1 protein-coding gene is annotated in these 879 nt (G+C 34.9%); it reads right to left on the minus strand.

Annotated features, from left to right (window positions below; all coding sequences use genetic code 11):
• Positions 1–114: 114 nt before the first annotated feature.
• A partial coding sequence (locus ADA01nite_RS21765) for a transposase (protein WP_146812513.1) occupies positions 115–879 on the minus strand: 765 nt, incomplete at its 5' end.

Genomic DNA, 879 nt, shown 5'->3' on the forward strand with positions numbered 1-879 from the left:
TTAATAATTAACCTGGGTTTTTAAGTGTTCCATACCCATCTAAAGTTACACCATCATTAGCTTTTCCTACAACAATATAATATGGGGTAATCGGAAAATAGTGTGGAAAGAGGATTAAAAGGTACCCTCTTCCATAGCCTTGATCAGTGTGGAAATATCAGCCCCATAGATTTCCTCATACACCCATTCATAGCCTGCTTGTTCCAAATTTGGAAATTGATCAGGCAACATTTTTCCAAAAGTAATCTCAACTTCTTTGAATTTCTTTTTCTTTTTTATTTTACGATAGCCTTGTGTAAATAAGATTTTTGCTCTGAGGGCTTCAAAAGAGTAACCACGACCAACATGGTTCATTGTCTTAATTAAACGATTCAGGGATTCTGTATAGGCGTTTGTAATTGGAGAATTGAAATAGTTGAATATCTCTTCTTCCCAATTGTTCACTGCTTTTATTAGATCACCAAAATAAGCCATCAATTCTTTAGGTATATTTGAAAACCAGTTTTGATACAGTTTATAGGCTTCGTTGATTGATTCAGCCTCATAAATGTCAAAGAATTGCTCTTTAAGCTCATATGCTTGACCAAGTAACGGGAATGTATCAGTCCATATTTGTAATTTTATTTGGTCATCAAAGTCATTAAGGTCTTTACGTCTTGTTAGAAGTACGTAACGGTCTCTCATGAGTTGCCTACGTTCTTTGGCTGACACATTCTGGCGATTAGCCTTTCGTATCTTTTCCAGGGCTTCATTGGCTAATTTAACAACATGAAACTTATCAATTACGATTTTGGCATGTGGTATCACTGATTTAACAGCACTTTTATAAGGATTCCACATATCCATTGCTACAAGTTCAATTTTATCAATGTCTTTGAG

Source organism: Aneurinibacillus danicus (genome assembly GCF_007991215.1).
GTDB lineage: Bacteria > Bacillota > Bacilli > Aneurinibacillales > Aneurinibacillaceae > Aneurinibacillus > Aneurinibacillus danicus.